Origin of the sequence: Marinifilum caeruleilacunae, from assembly GCF_013141825.1 — a bacterium.
Lineage (GTDB): Bacteria > Bacteroidota > Bacteroidia > Bacteroidales > Marinifilaceae > Marinifilum > Marinifilum caeruleilacunae.
This window is the reverse complement of the sequence record NZ_RZNH01000026.1, coordinates 36764-62872: the sequence shown is the minus strand read 5'-3', so window position 1 is coordinate 62872 and position 26109 is coordinate 36764. Positions and strand designations below refer to the sequence as shown.

Here is a 26109-nt window from a genome sequence, read left to right as displayed (position 1 = left end):
TGATTCTATAATATATGAAAAGACTCTCGTGCTGCGGGGGTCTTTTTTTTGTGTGCTGGTTTATTGATAGACGCAGATTTTTATGATTTCATGTGAACACATTGCAGTAGAGGGAAAGCCTGGAGCTTATATTTTAACCAAAGAGATTTATCATGACCAGCACTAAAAGATAAAATATGATTTGGTTTGTAATGTATGACTGGCCTAATCAAATCTTATCACCTTTACCATTCCTTTACTATTTATTACCAACCCCTATCAGCTCGCAACTCCCCCCCAGATCATATTTTATCATTATTCTCAGAAACTTGCACAGTTTGAGAGTGAAGTAAAAATAACTTTACTAAAATCCCGACATTTACTTTAAAGTATTAAATCATATAAATCTGCGTCTAAATATTCCGTAATTGATCATTCGTAATTCGTAATTGATAATTGTTCACTACATTTACGGTGCTGAAAATATCTAACAACAAATATCTACAATCATGACAAACAAGTACTTTTTGTTAGGATTGGCTTTAATTGCAGGATTAAGCTCTTGCGAACAGAAAGCTACAGAATCGAATAATGATTCATCCTACAAAACTCCGGAAACCAAACTGGCTTCGGATGTAATGACGCCTGAAGTTTTATGGTCTTTCGGCCGATTGGGTGGAGAAAGTATCTCGCCTGACGAAAAAACAGTTCTTTACGGTGTAACCTACTTCAATAAGGAAGAAAACAAATCATACCGCGATTTGTATACCGTTCCTGTAGCTGGCGGCGATGCTGTTCAAATTACAAATACTGCTGGTAAAGAGTGGGGCGAGCGCTGGACCAAAGATGGTAAAATTGCTTTCCTATCGGCCGAAAGTGGATCGGTTCAGGCCTGGGAAATGAATGCTGATGGAACAGGTCGCACACAGTTGACCAATGTTGAAGGCGGTATTAACGATTTCAAATTCTCACCAGACGAGTCGAAAATTGTATACTCTAAAGAGGTAAAGCTTGAAGACAATGTACAGGACAAACATCCTGATTTGAAAAAAGCTGAAGCACGTTTAATCAACGAACAATTCTATCGTCATTGGGATCATTGGGTAGTAACTTACACTCACCTTTTTGTTGCCGATTTCACTCGCAACAACATGTTAAAAGGTGGTAAAGATATTATGGAAGGTGAAAAATGGGAAGCTCCGGTTCGTCCTTGGGGAGGTATGGAACAGGTAAACTGGACCGTTGATGGCAAAAACATCGCCTATTCTTCTCGTAAGAAATATGGAATCGACTATGCACTTTCAACCAATACCGATATCTATTTCTACAATTTAGAATCGGGAGAAACCAAGAACATGACCAAAGGCATGATGGGTTATGACAACAACCTTACTTTCTCGCCTGACGGAAAATACATGGCTTGGGAAAGCATGGAGCGTGATGGATATGAGGCAGATAAACACCGTTTATTCCTAATGGATTTAACAAGTGGCGAAGCCAAAGACATGACCGAAGGTTGGGATCAAAATGCGGGTCACTTAAGCTGGACAAAAGATAGCAAATCGATCTATTTCATTTCTGATTACCACGCTACCGACGAAATTTACCGTATGGATATTGCCGATGGTAAGATTCACAAGATTACTGAAGGTGTTCACAACTATCAGACAGTTCATCCTGTAGGCGATCAATTAATTGCCAAACGTGTATCGATGAGCAAGCCTGCTGAATTGTACAATGTAGATGCAAAAAGCGGTGAAGCAAAAGAAATTTCATTCGTAAACAAGCACATCCTTGATCAGTTGACCATGGGTACTGTAGAAAAGAGATGGGTAAAAACCACAGACAACAAACAAATGTTAGTTTGGGTAATCAAGCCTCCTCATTTCGATGAAAACAAGAAATATCCTGCAGTTCTTTATTGTCAGGGTGGTCCACAGGGAACTGTTTCTCAATTCTGGAGCTACCGTTGGAATTTCCAGATGATGGCAGCTAACGATTATGTAATTGTTGCTCCAAATCGTAGAGGACTTCCAGGATTTGGCCAGGAGTGGAACGAACAAATTTCTGGTGATTATGGCGGACAAAACATGAAAGATTACCTTTCGGCAATCGATAATGTAAAAGCAGAAAAGTATGTTGACGAAGATCGTTTGGGTTGCGTGGGTGCATCTTACGGTGGATTCTCAGCTTTCTGGCTTGCTGGTCACCACCAGAAGCGCTTTAAGGCGTTTATCGCTCACTGCGGAATGTTCAACCTTGAGTCACAATATCTGGAAACAGAAGAAATGTGGTTTGTGAACTGGGATCTTGGTGGCGCTTACTGGGAAAAAGACAACAAGATTGCGCAGCGTTCGTACGCAAATTCTCCACACAAATTTGTAGACAAATGGGATACTCCAATCATGGTAATTCACGGACAGAAAGATTATCGTATTGATGCCTCGCAGGGAATGGAAGCATTTAATGCGGCTCGCCTGCGTGGAATCCCAACTCAATACTTGTATTTCCCTGAAGAAAACCACTGGGTGCTAGGCGTTCAGAACGGAATTCTTTGGCAACGCGAATTTGCTGGCTGGTTAGACAAGTGGCTGAAGGAATAATCCTATCCAATTGATGATATAGAATCCCTGCCTAATGTTGGCAGGGATTTTTTTATTCTGCCCTATGGCTCAAACTATAGTAAGCTGAGTTTAAATTAAAATCCCTAAGTTTGCAGAAAATTTTTAGTCTCTTATGAAGAAGTTCTTCTTTTCAACCACTGTATTGGCAATATTTGCCTGTCTTTTATGGGCAACCCCTTTTACCGCAATTAAAATTGGATTGAATTACACCACTCCATTACAATTTGCCGGAATCCGGTTCTTTTTATCGGGTTTATTGATTTTGCCTTTCATCAAGGACCTAAAATTGAAAGTTCTGGAATCGAAAAGAAGATGGAAGTTTGTGCTTTGGGTGGCCCTGTTGCAAACCACATTTCTTTACGGATTATTCTACATGGGAATCAGCTATGTTCCAGGCGCACTGGGTGCAATGTTAATTGGAGCACAACCTCTATTTGCAGCCATTATGGCTCACCTGATGCTGAGTAACGATAAAATGAGCTGGAAAAAAATCCTTGCCATCTTACTGGGTATGACTGGTGTATGTATCATCAGCCTGGGAAGGTCTGACTTTGTTTTTTCTACTACCATTCCGCTTGGCGTAGGAATTTTGATTTTGAATAATATTGTTGGTAGCACGGGCAATGTGATTGTATCGCGCGATGCGAAAGACATGCCACCCCGCGTACTTGCCTCCTTCTCGATGATTATTGGTGGCTTGGCATTAATGCTGGTTTCTATTCCTATCGAAAATCCTTCCTGGAATTTCAATTTACCAGCAGAATACTGGATTTCCCTTGGCTGGCTAGCCATGGTTTCAGCTTTTGCCATTACCATTTGGTTTGGGCTGCTTCAACGACCAAACGTCAAAGTATCCAACCTGAACACCTGGAAGTTTATCATCCCAATTTTTGGTGCATTCCTTAGCTGGATGATATTGCCTGATGAAAATCCGGATACCATTTCCATAATAGGGATGATTGTGATTGCCTGTAGTTTGCTAATGGTAAATTACCTGAATCGAAAAACTGTATAATTCCCGGCTAAGGCTAAAATCTATTTTCGTTTTTTCTCTCTACGAACCAGCTTAATGCTTTCGAAGTAGTTCATCATTCGGCGCAATACATCTGCCCAAAGTGTGAAAAATAACAGAACCGTTCCCAACCAAACCACTGCAAGATTAAACCAGTAGGTATCGATATAAAAGTTGCCGATACGTTTAACATGTGAATAAAAATGCGAACGTCCGAACTTCGAATCAGGAGACATGAATATTGGATCCTTCTTCTGAATTAATTGATAATCTACCTGGATCATCTTATTCACTTCATTCCTGTTCAGAACCAAATCGGCCAAAGCCTGGTTGTAATACTGTTGTTTGAACTCGTATACTCCATCGCGCCCCAAAGAATCTACCAAACGCGAATATTCAAAATCTTTCTTGTATCCCGATTCACTACTCATTCCAAGGTAGTATAATTCAACCTGATCTAAGAAGCTTTTGGTTTGCTCTGCTACATTCAAATTAAATTCCCTCAGATTCAATTGTGTTACTTCTGGAAAAACAGCCAATCCTGCACCATCAGCCAATTGCGTAATCTCATCGCGCAACATTTTAAAATGAGCTTCGGTTTCAACCGTATCTTTTTCAAACTCTACACTTCGCTCACAATCTAAAAGAATCGATTCAAGCTTAGGAATTAAAAATGAACTATTAAAAGATGCATCACTTATTCCCTTTTCATGATCAAAGAAATGCTTTTCAAACTCATTATCCTTAAACTGCGTAACAGCAAGCGCTTCATAGGTCCAACGGGTTGTCATCATATCTCCCACTATGGGCACATACACTTTATCGGTAACACCGTAATGCAAGTCATCAAACTTAATCATGGCACCCCCCAGCAACAACTGCGGAACCAATATCAAAGGAATTAAAATGTAAATGGTAATAACCGAATTTAAACCTGCCGAGATATTTAGCCCTACCAAATTGGAGAAGCAAGCGGTTGTAAACAAAACAAACCAATAGGCAAAGGTCATGCCTTCTATTCCCAGAATATAATTTCCGAGCAGCACAAAAGAGATGGATTGAATGGCCGAAAGTACAAACAAAAACATGATTTTTGAAGTGAGATAACTGATGCGGCATAAATTCAAAAATTTCTCTCTTTGCAATATCTTTTTGTCCCTGATGATTTCTTCAGCACTTACCGTAAGACCCAGAAACATAGATACAACCACAGCCATAAACAGAAAAACCGGGAAGTTTTTATTCTCGCCAAACACATAAACACCGTTAGTGGTGTATTTGGTAAAATAGCCCAGAATAACCGCTAATAATGGCGCTTCAAACAAATTAATAATCAGGTACTGTTTATTGGTCAGTTTCGACAATACATTTCTGATCCAGAAAATCGAAAACTGCTTAACCTTGCCTGGAATCTTAAAGTCGCTTTGTGGCAATTTTTTTTCCGCCCTTAAAGGAAGATGATTCCCTTCAATATTGTCTTTATATTTATCGTACCATTTCTCAGGTTTCACTCTTCTGTCACGTGTCGGTTTCCCCTGATCATCAATCAGTTTGGTTTCAACAATTTGTAAAATCTGATCAGGATTTACATTCCCACAGGTAACACATTCACTTTCTGAAGCATTTACCTGGGAGTTTTGCGTTTTAAAGTATACGATGGCATCGATTGGATTTCCGTTGTAAATTGGATATCCCCCTTTATCAAGAATCCAAAGTTTATCGAACATTTTAAAAATATCCGACGACGGCTGGTGGATGTTGGCAATTACAAGTTTCCCTTTTAAGGTTTGCTGTTTTAGCAACTTCATTACCATTTCCGAATCGGTTGAAGAAAGCCCAGAAGTTGGCTCATCAACCAAAAGAATTGCGGGCTCGCGCATCAACTCCAAACCGATATTTAATCGTTTTCTTTGTCCTCCACTAATGAATTTATTCAGCGGATTTCCAACCTTTAGATCTCTTGCCTCATACAAAGCCAAATCCTGAAGCATTTTCAGAACTGTTTTCAAAATCTGAATTTCGGTAAAATCCTTAAAGCACAATTTGGCATTGTAGTACAAATTCTGGAAAACAGTGAGTTCTTCAATCAACAAATCATCCTGGGGAACAAAACCAATTAGTCCTTGTACAGCAAGTTTGTTTTTATGAATATCAAAATCGTTAATACGGATTTCTCCATTATTCAGCGTAAGGTTCCCATTTAAAACATTCAACAAGGTAGATTTTCCTACACCACTACCTCCCATAATTCCAATCAACTGGCCACTTTCTTCGGATAGGTTAAATTTCTGAATCCCATTATTGGAATTTCGAAATTTAAACTCGATATCCTTGGCGGTAAATATGATTTTTTCTTGTGCTTCTTCCTCGAGGAATTTTGCTGCAATATCGGAATAGTAAATGGATTTGATATTTGGCCCTTTAATAATAGAACCATTTCCCAATTGGTAGGTTTTATCGGAGATAATCTTGTTTCCTTCCAGATACAGATTCAACTCTCCTTCGTATTTAAAGACAAGAAGATTGACACTTTCGGTGTACATTACAATAATTCGCCCATACAAATTCTCGCAATACAAGTGCTTTGTTTCATTCTCGCTTCTCTTCGATTCTTTTTTCATAAACCACGACAGGTTATCCGACCACTCGGTCACCTTATTGTCGATGATTAGAAACTTACTTTTATCGAAATCATCAACTGTATCGCCCCAAACAAAAGCCAGGCAATTGATAAATTCTGAACGTGGAATCTTGAAGTTCTCCGCAACAATACTAATAAATTCGAATTCTCCTTCGCTTACTTTCTTGTCTTCGTAAACAAACTCCATCAAACGAAGAAGCACAAGTAACCTTTCCTCCTGAACCAACTCCGCTTTTACCTTATTACACACCTTCGAGGCCTCGGTGAGAGATAAAATATCGGCTTGGCGAGCATGAGTAATCGCCTGGTATTCCATCTCGCGACGATAAAATTCTGAATAGTTCTCAAACAATCGCAAATATTCATCCTGTATATCAGAATTTACATAGCGACTTAAAAAACTTTCTACAATTATTCTTCCTTTACCAGAAACACCTTCTTCTTTTGTGTTAGCAACAATAGCGAATAGGTGCATAAGAGCATTTAGAATCGATTCCCCCATGTACAATTACGAATTATGGTTATTGGCAGATCTGCACTGTTTCTAAAATTACAATTATTTCTTTACAAAAGATTGTTATCGTGGCTTAATTGACACAAAAAAACTGCCTCCCCATAAGGAAGGCAGTCTATAGTTCTTTTATCGTAATATGATTACTCTACAATACTGTTTCTAAGTTTTGCAACACTAGCAATAATTTCATTCAATTGTGCTTCAGTCATTTTACCTTCCACAACTTTATCGTAGCTTGCTTTTAATCCTGTAAATTCAGCAATTAATGCAGCAACATTAGGATCTTTCTTCTCTGGTTCCAAAACTTCTAATAATTTTTCCAAAGATGCTTTCTGATCGAAAATTACTTTTACAATTTCAGGGTTCGCATAAGTATTTTCTGAAATGTGAGTTGCAATGTACAAACCTTCAATAAAACTACCACTTACCACCAATAAAGATAAGTTTGCTTTGCCATTCTTATTTAAGAATTCGTAAGTGTCATAGAATGAATTGGTAATTACCTTCACCAACTGATCTTTGTCGTCAAGGTTTTTCTCAACATCATCAACAAGAGTTTCATTGTAAGCACTTGTAATCTCAAGGTTATCAATTAATGTTTTTGAAGCTTTAAGGAACAACATGGTTTCCTGCTTGCGATTATATGTACTTGCATAACTTAAATCTGCACTGTAAACCCCAAGATTTAAAGCTCTTGCTTTTTCAGTAAAATATTTATCAGCATTATCTGATGAATTTGACAAACCAAGAATATAGTCTGCTCCAATTCGGTTCAACATCGAAGTTAATTCAAAAGTAGTTGGTAAGGGATACACTACATCTTTTACTTCGCTTTCAATTGCTTTTTTTAGTAATGGTTTAACTGTTTGTTCACCACTCTTTTTCTTATCCACTGGCTTACAAGCAACAACACTCAAAGCCAAAGCAAAAAGAATAAAGGTATAACGAGAAATAGCACGTCTGTTCATAGTCTTTTAAATTTAATATTGATCGGATTCAATTTATTAAAGCCTAAATTTAACAAATAGCGGCTAATTCCTAGCATAATTCGTCATTATATTTGACTTCTTTTTTAGTTGTGGCACCTAAAAATTGAGTTCATATCAAAAATTGAGTATGTTTTGGCCATAAAAAAAGAGCCGATGCTGAAAATCGACTCTTTTACTTACTCAAACAGACTTGATTATAAAAAATTACACGGGATGAATCCTTTGGAAGAATCCCTGCTTGTAATTATTTCCTATTGGAATGGTACCCTTATCCATGTGTACCATATTTCCTTCTATCGATTTTATTTTTGCCAAGGCTACAATGTACGATTTGTGAATTCGATAAAACTTTGCAGATGGCAACAAACGCTCAATCCCCTTTAAAGACTGGTAAGTTACCACATGTCCTTCATTGGTAAATATCTTCACGTAATCGCCCAATGCCTCAACATACTGAATAGAATCCAGGTTGATATTTATTGTTTTTTTGTTCGCTTTTACAAATATGTATTCAAGCTCATCTTTGCTACTCTCCTGCGGTTCGGCAACTGCTTTCACCTTTTCTTCTGCTTTTTGAACAGATTGCAAAAATCGCTCAAACGAAAATGGCTTTTTCAGATAATCCAAAACGTTTAATTCATAACTCTCCAGGGCATATTCTGTGTACGCCGTGGTAATAATCACCATAGGTGGATTCTTGTACGATTTCAAAAAGTTAATTCCACTCAACCTGGGCATATTGATATCTAAAAAGATCAAATCCACAGCTTCTTTTTGCAGTACCTCCATGGCTTCGATGGCATCGCTGCATTTCCCTACAAGTTCGAGGCTTGAAAGTTCTGACACATACTTCTCCAAAACTCTCTGTGCCAAGGGCTCATCATCTATAATTAAACACTTTAACTTCATGTGTATTATTTTTTGTTAAAGTTTGCATGTTGTTCCGATAAATCAATTTGCAGGTTCACTTTAAATAGATCTTCCTGCTTTGAGATATTTAAATTGTGTTTTTCCGGGTACAACAACTCTAATCTACGAGTAACATTTTTGATTCCAATTCCTTTTTCTTTTCGCTCTTCATCCTGCCATTTGTCATCAAATCTATTCTCGATTGATAACTCCATCTTATCCTTTTCTTCAAAATTAAACAGAATATCAACAAATCCATTATTATTCTTCCCATATGCACCATGCTTAAATGCATTTTCGATTAAAGGCTCAAACAACAATGGTGCAATTTTATTTTGCGATGCACTTCCTTTTACATGGATGCTTACCGGAATGGTATCATCCAGCCTGATTTTTTGTAAATCCAAATAATTACGAATAAACTCAAGCTCCTTATCCACAAACACATACCTATCATTACACTCATATAAAATGTACCTCATCATATCGGACAATTTTAATACCAAATTTGGAGCTTTATCCGATTTATCGAGCGTAAGTGAATACAAATTATTTAATGTATTAAATAGAAAATGTGGGTTAATCTGAGCCTTCAGTGCTTTTAGTTCTGCTTCCAGTTTTTCTCTCTCAATATCCTGAAACTTTGAGGTTACTTTTTGCAGCAAAATCAGCTCTCTGGTCATCGACAAAAATGTGGTAATTACAATATAGATTAGCGTAAAAAATGCAAAATTAACCCATACCATAAATGTTAACTCTTCAAAATACTGCTCTCCCTGGACAAAGGAATTGAGTGGGTACACCAGCAAAAAATCAATCACAAAAGCTGCGAGCGATATTACTCCAAGAACCGATAAGACATACAAAACAAATCGTTCTCTTTTAAACAGGTAAGGGATTAAAATCAAGAGGTTAATGTATACTGCGGTTGCAAAACAAAGATTAAAAACCAGGGTCATTAAAACCGGTTCGATCTTTAGGATATTTTTAAAATTGCTTGCAACAAACATGGTCAATAGCCAAAAGACGGCTGCAACCACCCAAAAAAGTATATGATAAATAATCCGGCTACGGGATATCTTTCTTATGTTATTCATTTATTGTGTTTGTGTCTGATTTCAAAATTTAAATTAGAAAAGATCCTTAGCAGAATGAAATATATTCGTTATCGAGTGCAAAATCCATGACAAAAAGCCTTAATTTTCCGATATCTTTATACAAGCAGTTCTTCATCATTTTGAGGAGGGGCAATTCATTTGTATTTTTATAAAAACGAAAGACTTACAAATATGTTTACAAAAGACATCTTGTTTTGGAATGTTGATACTCAGATAGATTTCATGAGTCCTGATGGAAAACTTTACGCTCCAGGTGCTGAAGAAATCCAGCCTACTTTAGAAGCAATTACAAAGCTGGCAGACTTCAATAACATACAGGTAATTAACACTGCAGATTACCATTACAGCAATTCTGCCGAACTTTCTGCAAATCCCGATTTTGTAAACACTTTCCCTGAGCATTGCATGGCAAATTCTATTGGAGCCGAATACATTAACGAAACCAGGCCGAAAGAAATATGTCCTGAAATCCTATGGAATAAAATCTATAATGAAACCGAATTAAGTGAAGCTGCAAAATCACGCAACATTATTATCCGCAAAGATGCTTTTGATGTTTTTGAAGGCAATCCAAACACTTATAGCCTACTCAAGCAAATTAACCCAACAACTGTATTTGTGTACGGAGTTACCACAAATGTGTGTGTCGATTGTGCAGCAGTTGGACTTGCCGAAAGAGGACTAAAAGTATATGTAATTGAAGATGCTATTAAAGAACTACCCAACATCCCATTACCATTTGACAAATGGGATGATTTAGGCATTACACGCATTACTTACGAGAAGGTAATTGAGTATTTGGCTTAGCCGTTGAACCACTCTTTGACCTGGGCAATTTTTTCATCGAGTGGCATGTACCCATCTAGCCAATGTATATTACTGCCACTTCGTTCCATTTTCCTGAACCAGGTCATTTGGCGCTTGGCAAATTGATGGATGGCTATTTCCAAACCAGAGTACATTTCATCGTAAGTAATTTGCCCGGTTACATATTGGGTTAAAAACTTGTACTCCAATCCGTAATAAATCAAATCTTCGGCAGACACTCCAGATTTTAACAAACTCTCCACTTCTTCAACCATGCCCGATTTCAAGCGCTCTTTTAATCGAAGGCTAATTCTGTCTCTGCGGCTCTCCCTATCGAATTTTATACCAACAAGAAGTGGATTCATCTCAGGGTATTCCATATCGATTTGCGGATTTGCAGCATAATAGCGCTCAATTTCAATAGCTCTGATGGCTCTTTTCCTGGTTTCAAGGTCGCTGGTATTGTGCAAATCTTTATAAGAACGAAGAATTTCTTCCAATTCATCAATGGATTTTTTCTCCATTTCGTCTCTAAAGCCCTGATCTTTTGGAACTGCAATTAACTTATATCCCTTCAGTACTGCCTCGAGATACATACCCGTTCCACCACAAACAACCGGCAATCTTTTCCTTGCACTAATCTCTTCAAAAGCCTTCACAAAATCCTGCTGAAACTCAAATACATTGTATTTGTATCCAGCATCGGCAATATCGATTAAATGATATGGAATCTCAACACCATCGACAACATACTCCTCTATATCTTTTCCTGTTCCCAGGTCCATTCCTCTATAAATCTGACGCGAATCTGCACTAATAATTTCACCATTAAAATCTTTAGCCAAATTTACTGCCAAACTTGTTTTACCCGTTGCAGTAGCACCCAGAACTACCAATAAATTGTATTGCATAATTGTAAACTATAAATCGAAACATCCAGAAGTTTTTCAACATCTGATTTTTCATTATCAGGATAATGCCTATCTTAAATAGGTCGAAACTTTTGATTTCGGCAACAAAATTACTTTAAGTTTTTTGATTTCACTAACCACACAATCAATATGACCATACTTACTACCTACAAACACATTTTTCGTCTACTGATATCTCCCGAAAAAGAATGGCTAAGAATTCTTGATCAAGCTAAAATAAGCAACACCCGACTTTTGGCAATTCTGGTAATTCCATTGGCTTTGCTTATGTCAGTCTGTAATTTTATTGGTTTTCTTCTCTTCGAAAAGAATGCAAGCGAGCATACCAATATGTTTTTCTTTTCGGCAATTACAACATTTGTTCTCTCCATTCTTTCCATCTACGTTTCGGCTTTTGTGGTGCACCCTTTTGCTGTAATGCCAAATAAAAAAGAACGATTTTCAAGGGCATTACTCTTGGTGGCATTTTCTTACACTCCGGGTTTTTTATTCAACTCAATTGCATTTCTTTTCCCCGTAATAAACTATCTAACCATTTTTAGCTTGTACAGTTTTTACATTCTTTACAAAGGAATTACGCCAATTCTTAATGTGCCCGACAGAAGAAGATCTGGTTACTTTACTTTCATCCTAATCGGTTTACTTTCTGTTTATGCCATTTTTGGTGCGATATTTATCGGAACTGCGAACTTTTTAGGCTTTTAAAAAGTAGTCTAAATCAATTCTAAAATATCATAACTTCTTTACTATTTTAAAAACTTGTTTAATTTTGAAAGCATCAAACAAGACGATTCACAAATGGAATACAATTCAAAAGGTGTTTTGAATTCACTCTTTCGAACACGTAATCTGCTACTTACACCCAAAAGAGAATGGGAACGAATTGCTCCCGAAAGCTCTACTACCAAAGAGCTATTTAGGAATTTTGCTTTCCCGGTGATTGCAATTTGTGCCATAATTGCTGCTGGAGGTACTTACATTCATACAAAAGAAGTATGGGTATCGGTGGCTAAATTTTTTGTTGATTTTTTAGCCTTAAACCTGGGTTTGTTTTGTGCTGCAAAATTAATTGTACTGTTATCGCCCAATTTCCAGTTGTCGATTAAAGCCGAAGTGGTTTTTAAGCTGGTAATTTACAGCGCATCGGTATTTTGTATTTTTCATGGCATTGCGCAATTATTCAGTCCATTCTCATTTTTAAATCAGATTTGTCTCCTTTTAGAATTATACTTTATCAGGATTTTATGGCTGGGAACATCTTCGATTCTTCCGATTGCAAATAACAAAAGACCTGGCTTTACCGTTATGGCCAGTCTTCTTATACTTGTACTACCGCTAATCTTCGAAAGGTTGTTTTCAATTCTGTTCAGGTTTCCATTAACAATTTAAATACTAAATTTGCATTGAATTTAAGATTATACGATGCAGAATATTAACATCAGAAATAAAAGGGCAAGCTTCGAGTACGAATTTATTGAGAAATTTGTAGCGGGGATTCAGCTTTTTGGCACCGAAATAAAATCGATACGCGCTGGAAAAGCAAGTTTGGTAGATTCGTATTGCTATTTTACCCGAAACGAGCTATACGTTGTTGGAATGCACATTTCGGAGTACAAATTTGGTTCTTATTACAACCACGAAGAGAAGAGAGAAAGAAAACTTCTTTTAAATCGTAAGGAGCTAAACAAGCTTGACAGAAAAACAAAAGAATCGGGCCTGACTATTGTTCCAGTTCGTCTTTTTATAAACGAAAGGGGTTTTGCAAAAATGGAAATTGCCCTTTGCAGAGGTAAAAAACACTACGACAAGAGAGAAAGTTTAAAACAAAAAGATCACAAGAGAGAGATAGATCGTATGATGAAGAGATAGTTAGCAATTCTCACGATTTTTTTTCGAAAAAATCTCTCCTACAACTTTCAAACCAAAGATATTTTCTTCTATATTTGCAGCCCGTTTCTCAGGATTCGGGCTTTCTAATGCTCGCCTACTTACCAACAAGTAATTAACAAGTTTTCAACAGTGTTGATAATTTGTTAATAATCTTGTCGTACCCCATATTTACTAATACACAACTGTTAATAACTAGAAAATCCTGTCTCTGCCGAATGAGATATTAACAGCAAAAACAGGATTGATATAAACAGCTTAAAAAGTTATTAACAATCTAATCACCTCACTACGATTAATAATCGAAGGTACTTCCTCCCAGAAATTCCCTCATCAAAGATGTAGGTGGAATCTCTTCCGGTGAAATTGGCAAGAAATAACTAAAGAATTTCAGAAGTCGGTTTGCCTCTGAGTACTCTGGCTGATTTGGCTGAACTTCTTTCAATATTGGCTCTGCAAATCTTTTCAAAACACCCAACTCGTATGGCAAAGCGGAATTAAACATTACATCAGCCTGTTCCTGGTGTGGAAAAATATTTCTTAGTTCGCCACGACGAACACTAGGCCAACGGCTAATGGTATCCGATGCACTATAATTTCGATATTTGTAATCGCGCACAATTCTTCTGATTAAGCGATTATCGGTAGAAGGGATTCTGTTATGACCATCAATGGAAATCGAAGTCAAAGCAGAAATGTATATTCTATATTTCGCTTCATCTGCAATTAATGGAGTAAGGCCAGGATTTAGCGCATGAATTCCTTCAACCACCAACACCTGCTTATCGTTGATTTTTAATTTCTCACCATCGTAATACCTCTGACCTGTTTCAAAAGAGAATTTTGGCAATTCCACCTCTTTTCCATCCATTAAATCAACCAGGTTCTGATTGAATAACTGAACATCCAAAGCTTCCAAAACTTCAAAGTCATAATCACCATTCTCATCTCGTGGTGTAAGTTCACGGTTCACAAAATAGTTATCCATCGAAAGGTTTACCGGACTTAGGCCTGCAACTTTCAATTGTATTGCCAATCTCTTACCAAAAGTGGTTTTACCAGACGAAGATGGCCCTGATATCAAAATCAACTTTACTCTTTTTCTGTGCTTCCTGATCTTATCTGCAATCTGAGAAATCTTTTTCTCATGCAAAGCCTCCGATATTTTAATCATTTCGGAAATATTATCCTCGGCTACATATCGGTTCAGATCACCAACATTTGAAATATTCAATACCTTGCCCCACCTTTTGTACTCACTAAAAACCTTCAACATTTTCTCCTGCTCGATTCGCTCTTCCACAACCGAAGGCTCATCTCTTTTGGGACTCATCAGGAGCATTCCACGATAAAAATGTTGCAAATCGAAAACCTTCAACACTCCTGTTGATGGAACAAGAAATCCGTAGAAATAGTCAGCACAATCGCTCAAATGATAAACCGAAGTATACAGGTTTCCCCTGGTTTTAAACAAGCCGGTTTTCTCCTTCAATCCTTGATTTTCGAATATTTCAATGGCTTTCTCCGTCTCGATTTCCTCGCGGATAAATGGCATGTCAGCAGCTATAATTTCTTGCATTCGCTCCTTAATCACATCAATATCCCTGGGCGTAAGCATGATATTTTTATCGGTTAACCTGCAATACAATCCATTAGATATAGAATGTTCTAATCTAAAACCAGTTCCCGGATACAAATCTCTCACCGCCTTATACAACACAAAGCACAAGGAACGAATATACATTCTTCGACCGGCCGGATGTGTAAGGTCTACAAATCGAATACTTTTTGGCTTATATATTTCGTAGGTAAGTTCTTTCACCTTATTATTTACCATGGCACCCAGAACCGGACCGTTCAATTTTATATCAACATCCGACAAAATGGTTTGTAAATCAGTACCAACGGCATAAGATCTCTTTTCGTCAAGATCTTCAAAATAAATATCTATTAATTTCCCCATGAACTGTAGATTTTAGGACTCTCTCATGAATTCGAGACAGCTATATAAAGATAATAATTATGCTATATCAGTCTTCTTCGAAAATCTTAAATTTTCTTAATCAGGGAAAAATATTGTGCAAAAAAAATCCCCTTTCGGGGATTTGAAATATTTTATTCTAATTCTTCTTTTAAAAACCTGGCTGTAAAAGAGTCTTTGCACTTGGCCAAGTCCTCGGGCGTACCTTCAAACAGAATTTCGCCACCGTTTCGTCCACCCTCTTTTCCAATATCAATTACATGGTCGGCAACTTTAATTACATCCATATTATGCTCGATTACGATCACCGTATTTCCCTTGTCAACCAAACGGTTTAACACATCCAACAAAACCCTGATGTCTTCAAAATGCAAACCTGTTGTTGGTTCATCCAGAATATACATGGTTTTTCCTGTGTCTCGCTTGGCAAGTTCAGTAGCCAGTTTAACTCGCTGGGATTCGCCTCCCGAAAGAGTTGTGGATGGCTGTCCTAGGGTAACATAGCCCAGTCCTACATCTTGCAACACCTTTAATTTGGTCAATATGGCCGGAATGTTTTCAAAAAACTCAACTGCCTGGTTAATGGTCATATCCAACACATCACCAATTGATTTTCCTTTATAACGCACCTCCAATGTTTCTCGATTGTAACGCTTACCATTACATTCGTCACAATGAACATACACATCGGGTAGGAAGTTCATTTCGATAGAACGAACTCCGGCTCCCTGGCAGGTTTCACATCTTCCTCCTTTTACATTGAAAGAAAACCTGCCTGCTTTATATCCCCTGATTTGAGATTCGGGTAACTTTTCGTACAACTTACGAATATCGCCAAACACATTGGTATAGGTAGCAGGATTCGAGCGTGGAGTTTTACCCAAAGGTGCCTGGTTTACTTCAACCACTTTATCGATATTTTTTATTCCTTCAAGATCTTCGTATGGAAGAGGATCTTTCACCGATCGATAAAAATGTTGTGATAAAATTGGCTGTAAGGTTCCATTAATCAAACTCGATTTTCCACTTCCCGAAACTCCGGTAACACAAATAAATTTGCCCAGCGGAAAACTCACATCAACATTCTTTAGGTTATTTCCTGTACATCCCTTCAGATCGATATTCTTCCCTTTGCCTTTTCTTCGTTCTTTAGGAACTTCTATTTTTCGGTCACCATTCAGGTACTGAGCTGTAAGGCTATCTCCCTTTTCAATATCATCGGGATTACCAGCAACAACAATTTCGCCACCATGTTTTCCGGCAAATGGTCCCATATCTACAACATAGTCAGCCGATTTTATCATGTCCTTATCGTGCTCAACTACGATTACCGAATTTCCGGAGTCTCGTAATTGCTGCAAGGAATGAATCAGGCGTTCATTATCGCGCTGGTGTAGACCAATACTTGGCTCATCAAGAATGTAAAGCACGTTTACCAATTGTGATCCAATTTGTGTGGCCAGGCGAATTCGTTGCGATTCTCCTCCTGAGAGACTTACCGAACTTCGGTTAAGCGAAAGGTATTCCAGTCCAACGTCAAGCAAAAAGCCCAATCGGGAACGAATCTCTTTTAGGATTTCTGTAGCAATCTTCTTTTGTTTATCGTTTAAATGCTGTTCTATATTCTGAAACCATTCACCCAGTAAACCAAGATCCATTTCAGCCAGTTCAGCAATATTCTTATTATGAATTTTAAAGTGTAGAGCCTCTTTCTTCAGACGCTTGCCTCCACAAGCCGAGCATGCATCCGTTTTGACAAATTGCTCCGCCCATTTTTTTGCCTTCTTAGATGTTCCGTTGCTTTCCTGATTGGTAATGTATTTGATCACTCCATCAAAACTCAGGAAGTAATTTGAAGAAGCTCCCAAAGGAGTATTTTCCAATTTGAAAGTTTCGCTTGAGCCGTCGAGAATGATGCTCAATGCTTCCTCTGGAATCCCTTCAATTGGAGTATTCATATCGAAATCGTACTTTCGACCAATTGCCTCCAGCTGCCAGAATATCAGGCTATTTTTATATTTCCCCAAAGGAACAATTCCACCTTCGCGTATGCTTAAACTTTGATCTGGAATAATTTTTTCAAGATCGATGGCATTTACACGTCCCAAGCCTTTACATTTCGGACATGCACCATGTGGTGAGTTAAATGAAAAACTATGCGGAGCTGGCGTATTATAGGAAATACCCGTACTCGGACACATTAACAAACGGCTATAGTACTTTACCTCATCTGTGTCTTTATCAAGAATCATGGTAATCCCTTTACCATGTTTCATTGCGGTTTGTACCGATTCTTTCAACCTCTTGTCTCCTACTTCTTCTACAACCAGCTTGTCAATCAGGATTTCAATATCATGATTCTTATATCGATCCACCTTAAAACCGTGAAGCAGCTCCACAATCTCACCATCTACCCTGGCATAAAGAAATCCCTTGCGACGAATTTGCTCAAACAACTCCTTGTAGTGTCCCTTACGACCCTTCACAATAGGAGCAAGAATGTAAATTCTTTTTTCGCTGAATTTTTCGTGAATCAAGTTGATGATTTGCTCATCGGTATACTTCACCATTTTCTCGCCTGTTTCATACGAATAGGCAATACCTGCCCTGGCATATAACAAACGAAGGAAATCGTACAGTTCGGTAATGGTTCCCACTGTTGATCTTGGGTTTTTATTCGTAGTTTTCTGCTCGATAGAAATTACAGGGCTTAGGCCAGTAATCTTATCCACATCGGGACGTTCCATACCACCCAGAAATTGCCTTGCATAGGCCGAAAAAGTTTCGATATACCTACGTTGACCTTCGGCATAAATGGTATCGAATGCCAGAGATGATTTCCCACTACCACTTAATCCGGTAATCACCGAAAGTTGGTTTCGAGGAATACTTACATCTATATTTTTAAGGTTGTGAACTCTTGCTCCAAACACATCAACACTACCGGTTTCGAGCTGTTCAACACCCTTTATTTCTTTCTTAACTTTGGAACTCAAATCTAAATCTCCTTTTGCAAATCCAACAATCTATTTCTCTGAAACTGAATCGTCAGGGTTTTTATAATCAGAAAATGCAAAATTAATATATCCTTTGGCAGGAAGTGTAATTTCGTACTCTTTTTTGTATTTATTTGTAAGATATGCTCTTCTCAACCATGGGTTAAAGTACTTCAAAACCTTGTAGTTTACCCCATTTTCTTTGGCAAAGACAGCAAAATCCTTTACCGGAGATTTAATGGTAATTTTTCTTGTTGGGATTTCAGGGTATAGATCCGATTTTCGAAACTTAAATCCATATCCTGCCGGATCTTCCATTATCATTTTAATGGCCAATATTCTAAAAACATATCTGCCGGTTTCCTCTCCTAACAGAAGATCGTAATAATTCCCCGCATCCTGCAGTTTTAATTGCTTGTCGACAAAACGACGACCTGCATTATAGGATGCTGCCACCAGGGTCCAGCTTCCATATTTTTTATACGAATCCTTCAGGTATTTACAGGCAGCCACTGTTGCCTTTTCGATATTGTACCTTTCATCAACCTCGGCCGAAACTTCGAGTCCATAATCTTTGGCTGTTCCGCTCATGAACTGCCAAACACCAACGGCTCCAGCCGGAGATTTAATGGTTGGTACAAATCCACTTTCGATTAGAGCCAGGTATTTAAAATCATCGGGTACTCCTTGCTCTTTAAGAATGGGTTCGATAATGGGAAAATATCGATTCGATCGTTTTAAAAACAACAAGGTTTGCGATTGCCAATAGGTATTTACCAAAAGTTCTCTATCAAGAGATTCTTTTACATCCCATCGATCTAGGGGCACCAATTCATCTCCAAATTTAAGTTCATTGGGTGTTTTTAATGCATACACATTATATCGACTCATGTACTCACTGTTCTCGGGCTCCTTATCTCGGTCGGTTACTTTCGAATAGTTAAACAATTGGGCAGTTACGTAAACACCTCCCAACACAACAATTAAAGCAATAAAATTTTTAAACGATCTATATATATTCACGGTTGTTGTTTTTTTAAGAATGTCAAATGTAAAATATTCTACTCTATTTTGGGTGAAAATGTTTTCTTTTAACAAATCTTTACACCAATAAAAATCAACTGTTCGTCAAGTTTGATTTTAAAAATTCCTAAACTTTTTAAAATTAACCCTTTACATAGTCGACAGAAGGTCGTAACTTGAAGCAACAAAATGGAAGATATTTCGTTGATTAAATAATATCGGGCAATTAATCAACATTAACCTGAATATCAACATTTAAGACCTAACCAGTCTCCTAATTTTTAATCGTATGAGAAACCGCATGCTTTTTATATTGCTATTGGGGGTATACCTTTTTTATGCCTGTGACAGTGAGACGACTGCGAATTTCCCTACAGAAATTATACAAGATTCCCGTGTTTCCGATTCCATTTTTGAGATCTTGTTAGACGATGCAAAATTAATTTGCATGGACTACTATACCAATGAGGAAATGGAAGAGATCGAAGAAATTGAATTCAAAGAATATCACTACGCCCAGATTTTAGCCGCCCTGCAATTCGTCTATGTCGATTCGGTATCCACCGCATCTTTGGATATCAGAAAATACGATGTGCATGCACTTTGTCATGAACAGTTACGCAAATCATATATCACAGTTGATACAAGCAGTCAAAATATACTATCCTGGAAAGAGTATGGTTTTTCGGATCAATTAAAGCTTGATTTGTTGATTGACGACTATGATTTGCAATTGGATTCCTTAGGAAAAGACCGTTATGCTGTGCATGCTTCTACAGGGATCAACCAGGAAGTTTTGGCACTGGAACTGAAACAGTTTCCATTTATCTACGAAGCTCAATCGGCAAATTGTATAGGTGATGGCTCGCAAATCGAACTGGCCTATTTCAGCCCCGATTTCATCCACTTAATCTACAGTTATGGCTGGGGCGATTGTCCTTCGGGCTGCATCAACAGACATTATTGGGAACTTGGAATATATGGCTCCGGAGCAATCGAATTACTTTCCGAATCGGGCAAGGAACTACCCTAAAAAAGCATCACCCTAAGGCAATGCTTTTCTTTTTTATACCTGTTCAAAATAGCTTTTAAATTTTTCATGCGGAACTGACACACAAATTCTTGCAAATTGGGATGCATACTCTTTTTTATCGCGGGTAAAATAACTTAATGAGACACTCCCAATTCTGGCTTTTAACAGCTCTTCTTCCGATTTATTAACAATTACAAATATTCCAATCGGATCTGATTTTGTATAGAATTCTTTAGCCAATAAGCCTTTCGCCTGTAAAAGTGCGATGTTCTTTCGAATCCCTTCCGAAGTTTTCTGCTTGAACTCATGCATCACAGCTTGCCCTTTCTTCGACGACAAAAGTTGTGCTACAAGCAATTGCGAAAATGCATTAATTCCATTAGTAGCATACATCAAACGAATTCCTAACTCATTCATAAAATCGGCGTTCTTACTATGAACAAATCCCAATCTTTGCCCACTTAATCCAACCGACTTGCTAAAACTCTCGACAATAATCACATTTTCAAGTTCGCTTAAGTTCTGAAAAAACAGATCTTCCTCTCCACAAAAAATTCTTCTGTATGGACAATCGATAATTACAATTGCTCCTGTATCATTCAGAATCTTTGCGGTTTCCATAATCTTATCATCATCCTGTTTGTTTCCAATCGGATTGTTGGGATCGCAAATAATTACAGCACTTTTGCTATAATCATGGGCTTTCTCTTTTAGTACATCAAGGTCAAGGTAAGTTTCGGATCTCATATTTCTCACAGTCATTACCTGAACGTAAGACCCCCAGTAATAGTCAGGCAGGCAAACCTTTTCAACCTCGATGGTCTGAAAAACCAAGTCGAGAGCAGACATGCCACCGCCTGTAATGGCTATGTTTTCAACTTTGGAATTGTTGACAAAATAATGCTGATTAATTGCATTTCTTAATTCCAATCGTCCCTTCGATGGTGGATAAACCTGCATTTCGTTCGAATTAAAATCCAGATCTTTTGCAATTTCGTTTAAGTCTATATTACAAACTGAATTTACACCTCGGTTTAAAAGCAAAAACTCTTCGCCTGTTTCCTGACTCATTTTCCTGATTCTCTCACCAATTCCAACAATTGCTGAATATTTAGCACCACTCTTTCTGATTTTCATATCCTGATAGTTTTCTACGAATTAAATGATCTGAATCTTTATTCGCAAATTTTACATGCTGCTTTAGAGACTCTTTAATTTTTTTATAATTTAACTCTCCGTAAAATTTATGATGATGAAATACAATTTTGATGAGATAGTTAACCGAAAAAACACAAATTCGGTGAAATACGATAAGCTGGATCAGTATTTTGGGAAAGAGGATCTACTTCCATTTTGGGTAGCCGATACCGATTTTAATGTTCCTGATTGCATATCGGATGCCATTATTAAAAGAGCCGAACATGCAATTTATGGCTATTCGTTTAGAGGAGATGAGTGCAATGAAAGTGTAAAAAACTGGTTAAAAAATCGTCATGATTGGGCCGTTGAAGATGAGTGGGTTTCTTCAAGTCCCGGAGTTGTAACCGGACTTTCATTACTGCTTATGAGCCTTACTGAAAAAGGAGATAGAATTGCGGTTCAACCTCCGGTGTATCATCCGTTTTTTCATGTTGTGAATGACATGGAACGTACATTGGTGCATAATCCATTAATCAGAACAGAAAACTCTTACGAAATGGATTTTGAACACCTGGAAATGCTGGCAAAAGAAGGTTTAAAGGCCATTATTATAAGCAATCCGCACAATCCGGTAGGCCGAGTTTGGACAAAACAAGAATTAAACCAACTCGGAGACTTAGCCTGTAAATATGATTTTTTAATCCTATCAGATGAAATTCACCAGGATTTAATTTACAAGAAATACAAGCATACCATATTAGCTTCGTTGTCAGAAGAGTTTGCACAAAGAACCATTACCTGCATTGCTCCATCGAAGACCTTTAATGTAGCAGGTTTGGCAAGTTCTGTAATTATCATTCCAAACCAAAAACTAAAAGAAAAGTATGAACAATTGCTCAATGCAATGCACCTGCATTCGGGGAATCTGTTTGGTCATATCGCCATGCAGGCTGGATATGAACACGGTGCCGAATGGTTGGAGCAATTGATGGATTACCTGCAAGGAAATGTTGATTTAGTAAGAGATTTTCTTGAAAAAAATATTCCTGAAATTAAATTGGTAGAACCGGAAGCTACTTATTTGTTATGGTTAGATTGCAGAGAGCTTGGCATTAGCTCCGAGAAACTAAACCAAATCCTTATTAATGAAGCAGGATTGGCGCTAAACAAGGGAACTACTTTTGGCAAGGAAGGAAACGGTTATATGCGCCTTAACATTGGTTGTCCGAAATCTATGTTAACAGAAGGATTAAACATCTTAAAACATACAGTAAATCAGATAAAAAAAAATTGATTTTTAGGGTTACCTTTTCTGTTTTTTCGGAATAAAGAGATAGAAGATTAAACAGAATTGGAAATCACCCTATAAATTTATCAATCGAAGTTGATTTTCTGCAAAAAAACAACAGTCTGTTATACACACAAAAAACCCCGGTTCTACTACTTCCGGGGTTTTGTTTTTTATAGATTAAAAAATCACCGGAGTTTTTCCAGCTTTACAAGTTATCTGCTGCAAGCAAGTCACATTGAAACATGATTGACTCGCATTAATTTAACATATCAGTTTAACTGATTTTATTTTCAAAATAAGATGTTCATTTTTCGGTTGTAATGGTCATTATATTCATGTAATTTCGAGCTGCTAAAAACTGACAACATGAACTGGAAAAAACCTTGGTTTCAACTCACTATTCTTATTTTATTGGCTTTTGTTTGGGGAAGTTCTTTTATCCTTATGAAAATTGGCTTGAAAAGTTTTAGCAGTGAGCAGGCTGCCGGAATCAGAATGTTATTGGCTTCGCTTGTCTTACTGCCATATTCCATTAAAAACTTAAAATTTCTTCAAAGAAAAGATTTACCCGGTTTATTGGTTGCAGGTTTTATTGGAAGTTTTATTCCAGCTTTTTTATTTACCAAAGCACAAACCCAAATCGATAGTGCTTTAGCAGGAATGTTGAATTCACTAACTCCTCTCTTCACACTTTTGGTGGGTATTATATTCTTTAAAACAAAATTTAAGTGGCTGCAAACCATTGGTTTAATTGTAGGTTTGGTTGGTGCTTTAGGATTGATTACCTCTGGCAAGGAACTGAATTTTGGAAGTATAAACAGTTATGCCTTACTAATTGTGTTGGCTACTACTTTTTACGGTATTAATATCAATACCATAAAGGCAAAACTCTCCCATTTATCGGGTGTTCAAATTACTTCGCTTTCATTTTTCTTTACCGGACCAGCAGCATTAATCTATTTGCTAACAACCGATTTTCAACCGGTTTTTGCTGTTCCAAACTGGCCAATTCATTTTCTTGCTTTAGCTGCATTGGGAATTATTGGTACTGCTTTAGCCATGTTGTTAATGAACAGCTTAATCAGACACATATCGGCTGTTTATGCATCATCGGTAACTTATATTATTCCAATATTTGCCATTTTCTGGGGAGTTGTGGATGGCGAAAACATTACAATCCTTCACATTGCTTGTATGTCTGGAATTCTCTTAGGCGTATACCTAATCAATAAAAAGTAGCTATTTAAAATCCAATCGTAAAGTTAATCGAACTTTTGAAGTGATGGCGACGTCATCTTTTTCTGCAGGAATCCATTTCTCTCCATTTCGAATCAGTTCTTTTATTTTTTCGTACAGTGCTTCGTTTGAATCACCACTTAAATGAATATCGCTCACCTGACCGGAATCAAGTACAGTGAATTTGACTTTGATTTTATACTTGTCTTGTAATTCATTGCCCCATTTGGTTTGCAAAGCTGATATCAAGTTCTTTTTATATTCAGCAATATTTTTTGAATCTACAGGTTTCGCATTATTCCACGACCTTAAAGGTTTTTCCAGTTCAACTTCACTTACCGCCCCTGTTTCGTAAGCCTTTTTATCATTGGCTTTATAAGCTGTAACTACAACTTCGCTAAGAGCATCAACATCTTGCTCCATAACAACCAGCAAAGAATCTCCAACATCAATCTCTTTTGATTCAAATCCAACGAAAGAAGCCGTTAACTTGTAATCTGTATTGTTATCTGCCAAACTCATTTTAAAATTACCATCAATATCGGTTGTAACCGCTTGTGTGGTTCCTTTAACAGCAACACTAACTCCTGGAATAGGATCTTGATTACTATCAACCACCTTGCCTGTAATGTGTTTATACATTTTTGGACCAGTTTTACTAAGCGTAGCAACTCCCCTGGCCCTTATTTGCGAATCGGTTGGAACTTCCACAACTTTTCCTGTCATGCTTTTCTGAGCTTTCTTGCTTAAAAAATCTCGTGATTTTCCTTCTTTTTCCACAAATGCCTTGGCAATAGGCCTCTTATGTACAATCTCAGTCTTTTTTATGACTTCCAAATCTGTAATTTCCTGGTCATCTTCCAACATCGTGACTTCCATTTCTGCATCCTCAACCACTTCTACATCCAATAGTTTCTCCTCATCCAAGCTATGTTCTTGTTGATCTGATTGAATTTCCATACTGTCTTGCTTCGTTACAGGAATACTTTCGAATTCGCGTTTTGCTTCCTTTTTTTCAATATCCTGACTCACAAATTCATTTACTTCTGATTCCTGATTGATGTAGAACAAAACAAGACTCAAACCCAGAAGCAGCACGATACTTGCTGCGTATGGCAACCAAACAATTCTTTTCTTTTGTTTCGATTTGATTTTTCCACTAAGATTTTGCTGCAATTCTTCCAAATCATGCTGAATCTCTACAGCACTCAATTTGGACAATCCATCGAAGGCATCACTTTCAAAATCATCCTGCATTACAGATTTTTCAAAAGCATGCTTTTCCTTCCCGGTGAGTTTATCACCAAAATAGGCCAAAAATCGCTCATATGTCAACCTCAACTTAGACTTCATTTTGTTTGGCAAATTCTTCCATGCAAATCTTTAAGTTCCTTTTTCCATTCTGAATGTAGCTCTTCACTTTATTTATCGGAAGATTCAATTCATCCGAAATTTCTTTATAACAACTCTCCTCATAATAAAATAACAAGATACATTTCTGTTGTTCCTCCTTTAGCCTCTCAATACATCTTTTCAGATTCTTCTCCAGGTTTTCATCTCGCACTTCATCTATAGGATGCAAATAAGTATCCAATTCCATAATTTGTGTTTGTAAAAATTTATCTGCCTGATTTCTTTGAGATTTTTGTTTTCTCAATTCCATTAGGCAGTAATTCTTACACACTACATACAGCCATGGCTTAAAGTTCTTAATATCAAATTTAGGGATTTCAGTAATCAAGTGCTCAAAAATTACATTTACAGCATCTTTTGCCTTTTCCCTGTCGTGCAGATATTTTAAACATACACCATACACCAAATGCATATACCTGGAATACAGCACTCCCAATACATCCAAATTACTTGAATCTATGTAAGATTCCAGCAATTCCTGATCAGTAAGTTCTTCCGATTTTTTATTCCAGTTCAGCATAGGCTAACACGACCTAATTATCAAATTAAAACTTAATGCTAGTTAAACATTTCAAAAAAAAGAT

At 37.3% G+C, this 26109-nt stretch carries 20 protein-coding genes; 9 read left to right on the top strand and 11 right to left on the bottom strand.

From position 1 onward, the window contains the following. Positions 1–488: 488 nt before the first annotated feature. Both dpp5 and ELS83_RS14660 read left to right on the top strand, forming a co-directional pair. Positions 489–2582 (top strand): dipeptidyl-peptidase Dpp5, encoded by a 2094-nt coding sequence (gene dpp5 / locus ELS83_RS14665; RefSeq protein WP_171596309.1) that lies wholly within the window; start codon positions 489–491, stop codon positions 2580–2582. 133 nt (positions 2583–2715) lie between these two features. Continuing rightward, complete coding sequence (locus ELS83_RS14660) at positions 2716–3618, top strand: DMT family transporter (RefSeq protein WP_171596308.1); 903 nt, start codon at positions 2716–2718, stop codon at positions 3616–3618. Between the two features lie 20 nt (positions 3619–3638). On the opposite strand, the gene ELS83_RS14655 is transcribed toward ELS83_RS14660, so the two are convergent. The 4 genes from ELS83_RS14655 to ELS83_RS14640 all read right to left on the bottom strand — a co-directional run bounded on the left by ELS83_RS14655 (position 3639) and on the right by ELS83_RS14640 (position 9765). Next, a complete protein-coding gene (locus ELS83_RS14655; RefSeq protein ID WP_171596307.1) occupies positions 3639–6731 on the bottom strand; it encodes an ATP-binding cassette domain-containing protein in 3093 nt (1030 codons plus the stop codon). A 179-nt stretch (positions 6732–6910) separates the two neighbouring features. Then, entirely contained in the window at positions 6911–7738 is an 828-nt protein-coding gene (locus tag ELS83_RS14650; RefSeq protein ID WP_171596306.1) for a hypothetical protein, read from the bottom strand. 225 nt (positions 7739–7963) lie between these two features. Further along, the gene (locus tag ELS83_RS14645) at positions 7964–8668 is read right to left on the bottom strand and encodes a LytR/AlgR family response regulator transcription factor (protein WP_171596305.1); all 705 of its coding nucleotides are present in this window, start codon (positions 8666–8668) and stop codon (positions 7964–7966) included. 5 nt (positions 8669–8673) lie between these two features. Continuing rightward, positions 8674–9765, bottom strand: coding sequence for a sensor histidine kinase (locus tag ELS83_RS14640; protein WP_171596304.1), 1092 nt, complete (start codon positions 9763–9765; stop codon positions 8674–8676). Positions 9766–9957: 192 nt separating this feature from the next. On the opposite strand from ELS83_RS14640, the gene ELS83_RS14635 reads away from it, so the two are divergent. Further along, positions 9958–10593, top strand: a complete 636-nt coding sequence (locus ELS83_RS14635) for a cysteine hydrolase family protein (RefSeq protein WP_171596303.1) — start codon at positions 9958–9960, stop codon at positions 10591–10593. Here the strand turns inward: ELS83_RS14635 and miaA are convergent. Then, complete coding sequence (miaA, locus tag ELS83_RS14630) at positions 10590–11504, bottom strand: tRNA (adenosine(37)-N6)-dimethylallyltransferase MiaA (RefSeq protein ID WP_216616585.1); 915 nt, start codon at positions 11502–11504, stop codon at positions 10590–10592. The genes ELS83_RS14635 and miaA overlap by 4 nt on opposite strands. Before the next feature lie 150 nt (positions 11505–11654). Between miaA and ELS83_RS14625 the strand changes: the two genes are divergently transcribed. The 3 genes from ELS83_RS14625 (at position 11655) to smpB (ending at position 13394) form a co-directional block, all read left to right on the top strand. Next, positions 11655–12230 carry a Yip1 family protein gene (locus ELS83_RS14625; RefSeq protein ID WP_171596302.1) on the top strand — a complete coding sequence of 192 codons (576 nt, stop codon included), beginning with the start codon at positions 11655–11657 and terminating at the stop codon, positions 12228–12230. Between the two features lie 93 nt (positions 12231–12323). Beyond that, a complete protein-coding gene (locus tag ELS83_RS14620; RefSeq protein ID WP_171596301.1) occupies positions 12324–12914 on the top strand; it encodes a hypothetical protein in 591 nt (196 codons plus the stop codon). Between the two features lie 33 nt (positions 12915–12947). Then, complete coding sequence (gene smpB / locus ELS83_RS14615) at positions 12948–13394, top strand: SsrA-binding protein (protein WP_110363129.1); 447 nt, start codon at positions 12948–12950, stop codon at positions 13392–13394. Positions 13395–13707: 313 nt separating this feature from the next. Here smpB and ELS83_RS14610 read toward each other — a convergent pair whose 3' ends face one another. The 3 genes from ELS83_RS14610 to ELS83_RS14600 form a co-directional block, all read right to left on the bottom strand. Further along, on the bottom strand, positions 13708–15375 hold the full coding sequence (locus ELS83_RS14610) for a nucleoside kinase (protein WP_171596300.1): 1668 nt from the start codon (positions 15373–15375) through the stop codon (positions 13708–13710). Positions 15376–15527: 152 nt separating this feature from the next. After that, entirely contained in the window at positions 15528–18365 is a 2838-nt protein-coding gene (gene uvrA, locus ELS83_RS14605) for an excinuclease ABC subunit UvrA (RefSeq protein WP_171596320.1), read from the bottom strand. A 54-nt stretch (positions 18366–18419) separates the two neighbouring features. Then, positions 18420–19412, bottom strand: a complete 993-nt coding sequence (locus ELS83_RS14600; protein WP_346728158.1) for a lytic transglycosylase domain-containing protein — start codon at positions 19410–19412, stop codon at positions 18420–18422. Positions 19413–19701: 289 nt separating this feature from the next. Between ELS83_RS14600 and ELS83_RS14595 the strand changes: the two genes are divergently transcribed. Continuing rightward, positions 19702–20445 (top strand): hypothetical protein, encoded by a 744-nt coding sequence (locus ELS83_RS14595; protein ID WP_171596299.1) that lies wholly within the window; start codon positions 19702–19704, stop codon positions 20443–20445. Positions 20446–20478: 33 nt separating this feature from the next. On the opposite strand, the gene ELS83_RS14590 is transcribed toward ELS83_RS14595, so the two are convergent. Beyond that, entirely contained in the window at positions 20479–21582 is a 1104-nt protein-coding gene (locus ELS83_RS14590; RefSeq protein WP_171596298.1) for a pyridoxal phosphate-dependent aminotransferase, read from the bottom strand. Positions 21583–21697: 115 nt separating this feature from the next. On the opposite strand from ELS83_RS14590, the gene ELS83_RS14585 reads away from it, so the two are divergent. Then, positions 21698–22879: a MalY/PatB family protein gene (locus ELS83_RS14585; RefSeq protein WP_216616580.1), complete on the top strand. Its 1182-nt coding sequence runs from the start codon at positions 21698–21700 to the stop codon at positions 22877–22879. A 363-nt stretch (positions 22880–23242) separates the two neighbouring features. Next, positions 23243–24115, top strand: a complete 873-nt coding sequence (locus tag ELS83_RS14580; protein WP_171596297.1) for a DMT family transporter — start codon at positions 23243–23245, stop codon at positions 24113–24115. On the opposite strand, the gene ELS83_RS14575 is transcribed toward ELS83_RS14580, so the two are convergent. Next, entirely contained in the window at positions 24116–25465 is a 1350-nt protein-coding gene (locus ELS83_RS14575) for a carboxypeptidase-like regulatory domain-containing protein (RefSeq protein WP_171596296.1), read from the bottom strand. It lies immediately after the preceding gene. Further along, positions 25455–26045 carry an RNA polymerase sigma factor gene (locus tag ELS83_RS14570; protein ID WP_171596295.1) on the bottom strand — a complete coding sequence of 197 codons (591 nt, stop codon included), beginning with the start codon at positions 26043–26045 and terminating at the stop codon, positions 25455–25457. The genes ELS83_RS14575 and ELS83_RS14570 overlap by 11 nt, the downstream gene beginning before the upstream one ends. Positions 26046–26109: the final 64 nt, after the last annotated feature.

Bases quoted from the DNA above. Each gene is read 5' to 3' on its own strand.
- dpp5 (WP_171596309.1), top strand. From the start codon at position 489: ATGACAAACAAGTACTTTTTGTTAGGATTGGCTTTAATTGCAGGATTA.
- ELS83_RS14660 (WP_171596308.1), top strand. From the start codon at position 2,716: ATGAAGAAGTTCTTCTTTTCAACCACTGTATTGGCAATATTTGCCTGT.
- ELS83_RS14655 (WP_171596307.1), bottom strand. From the start codon at position 6,731: ATGCACCTATTCGCTATTGTTGCTAACACAAAAGAAGAAGGTGTTTCT.
- ELS83_RS14650 (WP_171596306.1), bottom strand. From the start codon at position 7,738: ATGAACAGACGTGCTATTTCTCGTTATACCTTTATTCTTTTTGCTTTG.
- ELS83_RS14645 (WP_171596305.1), bottom strand. From the start codon at position 8,668: ATGAAGTTAAAGTGTTTAATTATAGATGATGAGCCCTTGGCACAGAGA.
- ELS83_RS14640 (WP_171596304.1), bottom strand. From the start codon at position 9,765: ATGAATAACATAAGAAAGATATCCCGTAGCCGGATTATTTATCATATA.
- ELS83_RS14635 (WP_171596303.1), top strand. From the start codon at position 9,958: ATGTTTACAAAAGACATCTTGTTTTGGAATGTTGATACTCAGATAGAT.
- miaA (WP_216616585.1), bottom strand. From the start codon at position 11,504: ATGCAATACAATTTATTGGTAGTTCTGGGTGCTACTGCAACGGGTAAA.
- ELS83_RS14625 (WP_171596302.1), top strand. From the start codon at position 11,655: ATGACCATACTTACTACCTACAAACACATTTTTCGTCTACTGATATCT.
- ELS83_RS14620 (WP_171596301.1), top strand. From the start codon at position 12,324: ATGGAATACAATTCAAAAGGTGTTTTGAATTCACTCTTTCGAACACGT.
- smpB (WP_110363129.1), top strand. From the start codon at position 12,948: ATGCAGAATATTAACATCAGAAATAAAAGGGCAAGCTTCGAGTACGAA.
- ELS83_RS14610 (WP_171596300.1), bottom strand. From the start codon at position 15,375: ATGGGGAAATTAATAGATATTTATTTTGAAGATCTTGACGAAAAGAGA.
- ELS83_RS14595 (WP_171596299.1), top strand. From the start codon at position 19,702: ATGAGAAACCGCATGCTTTTTATATTGCTATTGGGGGTATACCTTTTT.
- ELS83_RS14590 (WP_171596298.1), bottom strand. From the start codon at position 21,582: ATGAAAATCAGAAAGAGTGGTGCTAAATATTCAGCAATTGTTGGAATT.
- ELS83_RS14585 (WP_216616580.1), top strand. From the start codon at position 21,698: ATGAAATACAATTTTGATGAGATAGTTAACCGAAAAAACACAAATTCG.
- ELS83_RS14580 (WP_171596297.1), top strand. From the start codon at position 23,243: ATGAACTGGAAAAAACCTTGGTTTCAACTCACTATTCTTATTTTATTG.
- ELS83_RS14575 (WP_171596296.1), bottom strand. From the start codon at position 25,465: ATGAAGTCTAAGTTGAGGTTGACATATGAGCGATTTTTGGCCTATTTT.
- ELS83_RS14570 (WP_171596295.1), bottom strand. From the start codon at position 26,045: ATGCTGAACTGGAATAAAAAATCGGAAGAACTTACTGATCAGGAATTG.